Annotated in this window: 4 protein-coding genes; 3 read left to right on the top strand and 1 reads right to left on the bottom strand. The window is 77.2% G+C overall.

The window, feature by feature from the left end; all coding sequences use genetic code 11:
- Positions 1–102 precede the first annotated feature (102 nt).
- Positions 103–996 carry a M23 family metallopeptidase gene (locus tag NT8_RS13545; RefSeq protein WP_067968651.1) on the bottom strand — a complete coding sequence of 298 codons (894 nt, stop codon included), beginning with the start codon at positions 994–996 and terminating at the stop codon, positions 103–105.
- 572 nt (positions 997–1,568) lie between these two features.
- On the opposite strand from NT8_RS13545, the gene NT8_RS13540 reads away from it, so the two are divergent.
- The 3 genes from NT8_RS13540 (at position 1,569) to NT8_RS13530 (ending at position 6,528) form a co-directional block, all read left to right on the top strand.
- Positions 1,569–4,238 (top strand): AfsR/SARP family transcriptional regulator, encoded by a 2,670-nt coding sequence (locus NT8_RS13540; protein ID WP_084468911.1) that lies wholly within the window; start codon positions 1,569–1,571, stop codon positions 4,236–4,238.
- Between the two features lie 246 nt (positions 4,239–4,484).
- The gene (locus NT8_RS13535) at positions 4,485–5,783 is read left to right on the top strand and encodes a hypothetical protein (protein ID WP_067968644.1); all 1,299 of its coding nucleotides are present in this window, start codon (positions 4,485–4,487) and stop codon (positions 5,781–5,783) included.
- A 58-nt stretch (positions 5,784–5,841) separates the two neighbouring features.
- Positions 5,842–6,528 (top strand): hypothetical protein, encoded by a 687-nt coding sequence (locus NT8_RS13530; RefSeq protein WP_067968641.1) that lies wholly within the window; start codon positions 5,842–5,844, stop codon positions 6,526–6,528.
- Positions 6,529–6,572: the final 44 nt, after the last annotated feature.

Raw genomic sequence — 6,572 nt, 5'->3', positions numbered from 1 at the left:
GGGCCGCCCCCGCCCCGGCACCCGGCAGACCGCCCACCGGCGCGCCCACGGCGCGCACCCCGGTGGTGCCGGGGTGCGCGCCGTGGGCGGTCAGCGAGGCGGTCAGTCGCAGTGTTCGAACGGGCTGGTGTAGCTCTGGGAGCCCACCGCGCCGCCCCACCGCACACAGGTGGCGGGGGCCGCCCGGATGACGGGGCCGGCGTAGTAGGCGAAGTTCCCGGAGTCGGTGACCCGGGGCGACCCCTGGACCTCCAGGAACGCGGAGGTCGCCGAGGCCGTGCCCACCGACGTCGCCTTGATGGTGGTGACGCAGTTGCGCCCGGTCGACGCGCTGTACAGCAGGTAGACGGTGCCCGCGCTGCCCAGCGCGGCGGAGTCGATGACCCCGAACCCCGACCCGCACACCTCCGTCGGCGAGTAGGGGTTGCCGCCGCCGCTGTTGCGCGAGGTCAGCGTCTGGTCGGGGTAGCCGAACCGCACCCCGTTGAAGTAGGCGGGCTCGATGTTCGCGGGGTAGGAGGTGTCGGTGGTGCGCACCTCGTAGTGCAGGTGCGGGGAGATGTCGTTGCCCGGGCGGCTGGTGTCGCCCAACTCGCCGATGCGCTGGCCGCGCGCGACGGTGGCCCCCACCGCGACCGATCGGACGCGCAGGTGGGCGTAGTAGGTGCGCCACCCGCCGCCGTGGTCGATGACGACGAGGTTGCCGTAACCGTTCACCGACCCCTGGTGGGCGGAGGTGATCACCGTGCCGGCGGCCGCGGCGACGACGGTGTCGCCCAGGTCGGCGTCGGCGGTGGAGCCGCGGTTGAAGTCGATCTCGTAGGAGCGGTGGGCGCTGCTGTTGCTGGAGTTGCCGTGCCAGGTCTGCCCGCCGGGGAACGGGAGCTGGAACGCGGGGCGCGGACCGGCCGCCTGGGCCGGGGCTGCGCCGACGAGGAGCCAGGCCGCGGCCACGACGAACGCGAGGCCGGTTGCCGTCAGTGCTTTCATCCGCATGGCGGCCAGGGTCGCCCGGGGGCATACAGCGGGCCTACAACGCCACCTCACGGTCGGGTTCGGACATCGCGACCGCAGGGCCGCCGGGACGGCGGGACCGCCGTCCCCGTCCGGCGCCGGGTCCGCTGACGCACGCTCCCCGGTGACCGCGGCGATCCCCCAGGAGGTACCTCGGGCCGCCTCCGGCGGCCGCCCGTCCCGACAGCACGGGCACGGCACCAGGGGCGACGCGCAGGGACACCCCATCGACCGCCCGCCGAATCCAGGAGCGCACCCCCTGGCGACCCCACCACCGGCGATCGCGACACCCCACCGAACAGGGGCCCGACCGACCGCCTGCCCGCATCCGGGCACAGCCTCGCGGCGGACCCGCCGGCAGTGGGCGCAGATGGCGGGACCACGGCGGCGGTTCCCGTCTCGGCCTCCGACCTACCGTCCCCGCTCCCGGCTCGGCACCGGACCAGGGCACCGATCCGAGCCCGCCCTCAGACCGTTCCTTCGGCCCCGCGACCCCGGGGGCGGATCCTAGTACCGTCGGTGGCGGGCACCCGTTCCGCCGCGGAGGGCCGGTCATGAGTCACCCGGAAGTGCGTTTCGGCATCCTCGGCCCGCTGCAGGTCCACCGCCGCGGCGCCGCCGTCGAGTTGAACGCGGCCAAACCGCGCGTCCTGCTCGCCACCCTGCTGCTGGACGCCAACCGCACCGTCACGATGGACGCGATCGTCGAAGCGCTGTGGCCCCAGCGTCCGCCCCGCTCCGCCGTCGCCAACGTCCGCACCTACGCCAGCGCCCTGCGCGCGGCCCTGGGCGACGCCGACCGGGTGCGCGCGGGCACGGCCGGCTACACGATCCGGGTGGGCCCGGGCGAACTCGACCTGCACGTGGTCGACGACCTCGCCGACCGCGCCCGGGCCGCCCGCCGGGTGGGCGACCACACGCGCGCCCTCGACCTGCTGCACCAGGCCGCCGGGCACTGGCGCGGCCGCACCCTGGAGGACCTGGCCCGGGGCCCGGTGTGGGAGGGGGAGCTGGGCCGCATCGAGGAGCGCCGGGTGGCGGTGGCCGAGGAGCGGGCGGCTCTCGAACTCGCCCTGGGCCGGCACGCGGCCGCGATCGGCCCCCTGCGGGACCTCCTGGCCGACCACCCGTTCCGGGAGCGGCTCTGGCTCCAACTCGTCCTGGCCCTGTACGGGGCGGGGCGGCGGGCCGAGGCGCTGGGCGCCTACGGCAGGGTGCGCCGCCTGCTCGCCGAGGAGTTGGGGGTGGAGCCCTGCGCGGAGCTGCGGCAGGTCCACGAGGCGGTGCTGCGGGGCGACCCGGTGGCCACCACGGTCACCGACGCGCTCGCGGCGGTGCTGCCGCACGCGGTGCCCGCGGTCTGCCAGCTCCCCCGCGACCTGCCCGACTTCCAGGGCCGCGAGGCCGAGGTCGCGGAGGTGCTGCGCCTGGTGGGCGACGGGCGGGGCGCCGCCCCGGCCGTGGTGATCAGCGGGCCGCCGGGGGTGGGGAAGTCGGCGCTGGCCACCCGGGTGGGCCGCCTCCTGCGCCCGCGCTTCCCCGACGGCCAGCTGCACCTCGCTCTCGGCGGCACCACCTCCGGCCCGGAACCGCCGCGGGAACTCCTCGCCGACGTCCTGCGCGCGCTCGGCGTGGTGGGCCGGGCGCTGCCCGCCACCCTGTCGGGCCGCATCGCCCTGTACCGGGCGCGCCTGGCCGGGCGGCGGATGCTGCTCGTGCTCGACGACGCCGCCGACGCCGACCAGGTGCGCCCGCTGCTCCCCCCGGCGGAGGGCAGCGCCGTGCTGGTCACCTCGCGGCGCCGACTGGCCGACCTGCTGGGCGCCCGCCCCGTCGAACTCGGCATGCTCGACGTCCGTGCGGGCCGGGCGCTGCTGGTGTCGGCGTGCCGCCCCGCCGGTGTGGCCCTCGACCCGGCGACAGCCGAGCGGATCTCCGCCGCGTGCGGCGGGCTGCCGCTCGCCCTCCGGTTGGCGGCGGGCCGGTTGACCGGTCGGCGCGCCTGGCCGCCGCAGGTGCTCGCGGAGCGCCTCGCCGACGAGTCGCGGCGCCTCGGCGTGCTGGGGGTGCCCCCCGGGTCGGCGGTCGACGCCGACGCGCTGCCGGGCCCGGCCGCCGCCGCGTTCCGCGCGCTGGGCGTGCTGGGTCCGGCGCCCGCGATGCCGACCTGGGTGATCGGGGCGCTGACCGGCCGGCCCGACGCCGAGGACGTGGTGGACGCCCTGGTCGACGCGCACGTCATCGACCCGGTGGGGGTCGACGCCGTCGGCCAGCCCCGCTTCGCCCTCCACGACCTGGTCCGGCTGTGCGCCCGCGAGGCCGCGCGCGGCGGCGCGGCCGAGCGCCGCCGGACCGCCGAGCGCGTGTCGGGCGGGTGGTTGGCGCTGACCGACCTGGCGGCGGCGGCCCTGCCGGTGAGCCCTTTCGTCCCGCGGGTCGACGGCGCCGCCCGCTGGCCCGTCGACCCGCGCGCCCGCGAGCGCGCCGCCGCCCACCCGCGGGCCTGGTTCGACGCCGAGCGGCGGGCGCTGGTGGCGGCGGTGGACCAGGCCGCCGGAGCCGGGCTGGCCGACCACGCCTGGGAGCTGGCGGTGTCGCTGGTGCCCTACTTCGACATGCGCGCCCACTACGACGACTGGGACCGCACGCACCGCGCCGCCCTGGCCGCCGTGCGCGCGGCGGGACAGCGGCGCGGCGAGGCGGCGCTGCTGCGCGGCCTCGGCCAGGTCCGCGCCTACGAGGGCGACCACGAGCAGGCGACCGTGCTGTTCGCCCGCTCCCGGCGGCTGTTCGCCGACGCCGGGGACGAGCGGGGGGCGACCATCGCCACCACCGGCCTGGCCACCGTCGCGCGGATGCGCGGCCGCTACGACGAGGCGCTGGAACTGGCCCGCCGCGCCCTGGCCGGGTCGGCGGCGGCGGGCGACGCGCACGGCGAGGCACTGGCGCGGGCCGCCGTCGGCCGGATCCACCGGGCGCGCGGCGACCGCGACGCCGCGCTGCACTGGCTCACCGGGGCGCTGGAGGTGAGCCGGGCCGCGGGCGACGCGCACCGCGAGGCGCACGTGCTGTACGAGATCGGGCTGCTGCGGGCCGCCGAGGGGGACCGCGCCGCCGCGCTCACCCGGTTCCGCGCCGCGCTGGGGATCTTCCGCCGGATCGGCGACACCGAGGGGGTCGCCGACGCGATCGCGGTCATCGGGCGGGTCTCCCTGGCCGGGTGACCGGCCGACCGGCCAGGACCGCCGCGGGAGTCGGCGAGGCGCCGACAGGCGGGCCCGTCTTCGGCACGCGGACGGCCTGTCCACCGCGGACGGGTGGCGCCGCGCGCGGCCCCGCGTCGCGGGCGGGCGGCGGGGGACGCCAACCCGGCTCGCGCGGGCGGGGGTGAGGGCCCTTCACCGCCCGCGGCGTACACACGCCGCGATACCGTGCGGCCCCTCGCCGACCGGGCGCCGTAAGATACGGCGATGACCACCCGCAGTCCCGACTGGGAGGCGTTCGTGGACGCCTATCCACAGCCCTCCGTGGAGCAGGTCTTCCCCGACGCGCACTCCATCGCCACCGCGCTGCGGCTGTCCACCGCCGAGGCCGCCCTGGTCACGGACGCGTACCAGGTCGGCGCCACCTTCGTCGGCCCCTTCCAGACGCCGCACAGCACCGCCATGCTCGAAGCGCTCAAGGCCGAGGTCGCCGCCCAGCCCCACCGCCGCATCGCCTTCGTCGGCCGCGACGGCCACCTCATCGCCGCCGGCGTACGCGCCCGGGACCCGGACTTCTTCGCCGCACACTGCACCGAGATCGTCCTGTCGCGGCCGCTCATCGAGGCCGTGGTCCAGGACCGGGAGGCGGCCACCGGCACCCCGTCCCCCCTGGGTCCCTCCTTTCGCGCCAGACGCGCCTGGGTCGAGGAGTTCCGCGAGGACATCCCGGGCACGGCCGCTCGCCTCACCTCCTACCTGCACAGGTCCGGCCTCCCCGTCGGGGAGCCCGGGAGTGCGCTGACCATCGTGGACAACGGCCTGCGCGGCACGGCCCAGGAGGTCCTGGCGCTCGAATACCCGCAGACCGATATCCGCGGCCACTACACCTTCCTGACCCTCGCCCCCGACGACACCAATCCCGACCGCAAGCGGGGATACGCCTACCACCTGGGGCCCGAGTACTGGACGGGCGGCCCCACGGCCTTCCTGCCCCGCGATCCGGCCCTGACCTTGCTCTGCGACTCCGCGCTGATCCTCATGGAACGGCTGATCTCGGGGCCGACCTACTCGGCCCTTCGCATCACCGGTCCGGTGCCGGACCGCAGTACGCCCGAGAACCTCAACCCATTCCCGGCGAAATACGACCTGGGCGGCAGCCTGGCGGCCGAGCGTGTACGCCAGGGCATGCGCGCGGCGGTCATCCTGGGCGCCGCACACCACGCCCGGCACGCCGCATCGCGGCCCCATCCCCCCGGCCGTGATCCCCTGACGGTGCAGATCCGCTACTGGCTCACCGGCAACCCGCGGGGCGACGCGGTGTTCGACCGGGTCGCGGGGATTCTGTCCTCTCCGCTGGAGTACCGGCCCGAACCAGTGGACCCGCCCGTACCGCTCCCCCGCGGCGACGTCACCGCCGTGCGGCGAGGGGCGATCCGGGCGGCGGGTCCGAGCCTGGAGGAGGCGTTGGCCACCCGGGGGCGATCCGCGGCCTCACCGGCGGCGCTGCTCCACGCCCGGCACCGCCACCTGGGGCGGAACCGGCCGCGGCGCGGGTCCGCGCACTGACGGGCTCGCCACGAATGCGGTAGCGTTTCTTCACCCCACCCCGATCCGGGAGGCGCCCGTGCTGCCCGAACCCCTGCTCCCCGCCGACCCCCTGCCCACCGCCGATGGCGTGGTCCCCGCCGACCGCGCCGACTCCGCGCTCGCCGCGCTCGGCGTCGGCGCCGCCGACCTGCACGCGGCCGTGGCCGCCGGGGAGGCCGGCTACCGGTCGGCCACCGGCAACCACCCCGAGGGCACCGCCGGGATGCGCGCCTACCAGGAGCGCGTGCGGATGCTGCGCGAGCGCCTGCTGCCGCTGGGCTGGGAGCGGCGGAGCGTGCGGCACCTGGAGTTCGTGGCCGACCCGCGCACCTCGGTCGCGATCGGCACCATGCTCGGCGACTCCGGCACCGGGCTGGCCGACCGGGTGCCGCGCAACGTGCACCCCCGGGGCCGCGCCGGGCGCGCGGTCATCGAGGTCGGCGCACCCCACCCCGACCAGCTCAGCCTGCTCGACGACCTCCCCGAGCCCGTGGCCGCCGACGACCCCCGCGAGGTCTGGTACCTGCTCGTCCACCGCGTGGTCGAGCACGACGGCGCGGTCGTCCACCGGTGCGAGCTGTCGCTGCCCGGGGTCGTGCGCGGCGAGTACATCGCCTCCTGGCGGCGCCGCGTCCTCCTGGCGCCGGTGCGCTCCGACGCGGTCGACGCCGACCCGCGTCCGGGCGGCGACACACCGGTGGAGATCGACGTCACCGAACGCTGAGCCCGCTGTATAGTCGGCCCGCACTCCCGACCCCCGCACCGGTA

This window comes from Nocardiopsis trehalosi NBRC 14201 (assembly GCF_001552555.1).
In the GTDB taxonomy this organism is placed as follows: Bacteria; Actinomycetota; Actinomycetes; order Streptosporangiales; family Streptosporangiaceae; genus Nocardiopsis_B; species Nocardiopsis_B trehalosi.
Note: the sequence above shows the minus strand (reverse complement) of the source record. Positions and strands in the feature narration are given on the sequence as shown.

Bases quoted from the DNA above. Each gene is read 5' to 3' on its own strand.
- NT8_RS13540 (WP_084468911.1), top strand. From the start codon at position 1,569: ATGAGTCACCCGGAAGTGCGTTTCGGCATCCTCGGCCCGCTGCAGGTC.
- NT8_RS13545 (WP_067968651.1), bottom strand. From the start codon at position 996: ATGCGGATGAAAGCACTGACGGCAACCGGCCTCGCGTTCGTCGTGGCC.
- NT8_RS13535 (WP_067968644.1), top strand. From the start codon at position 4,485: ATGACCACCCGCAGTCCCGACTGGGAGGCGTTCGTGGACGCCTATCCA.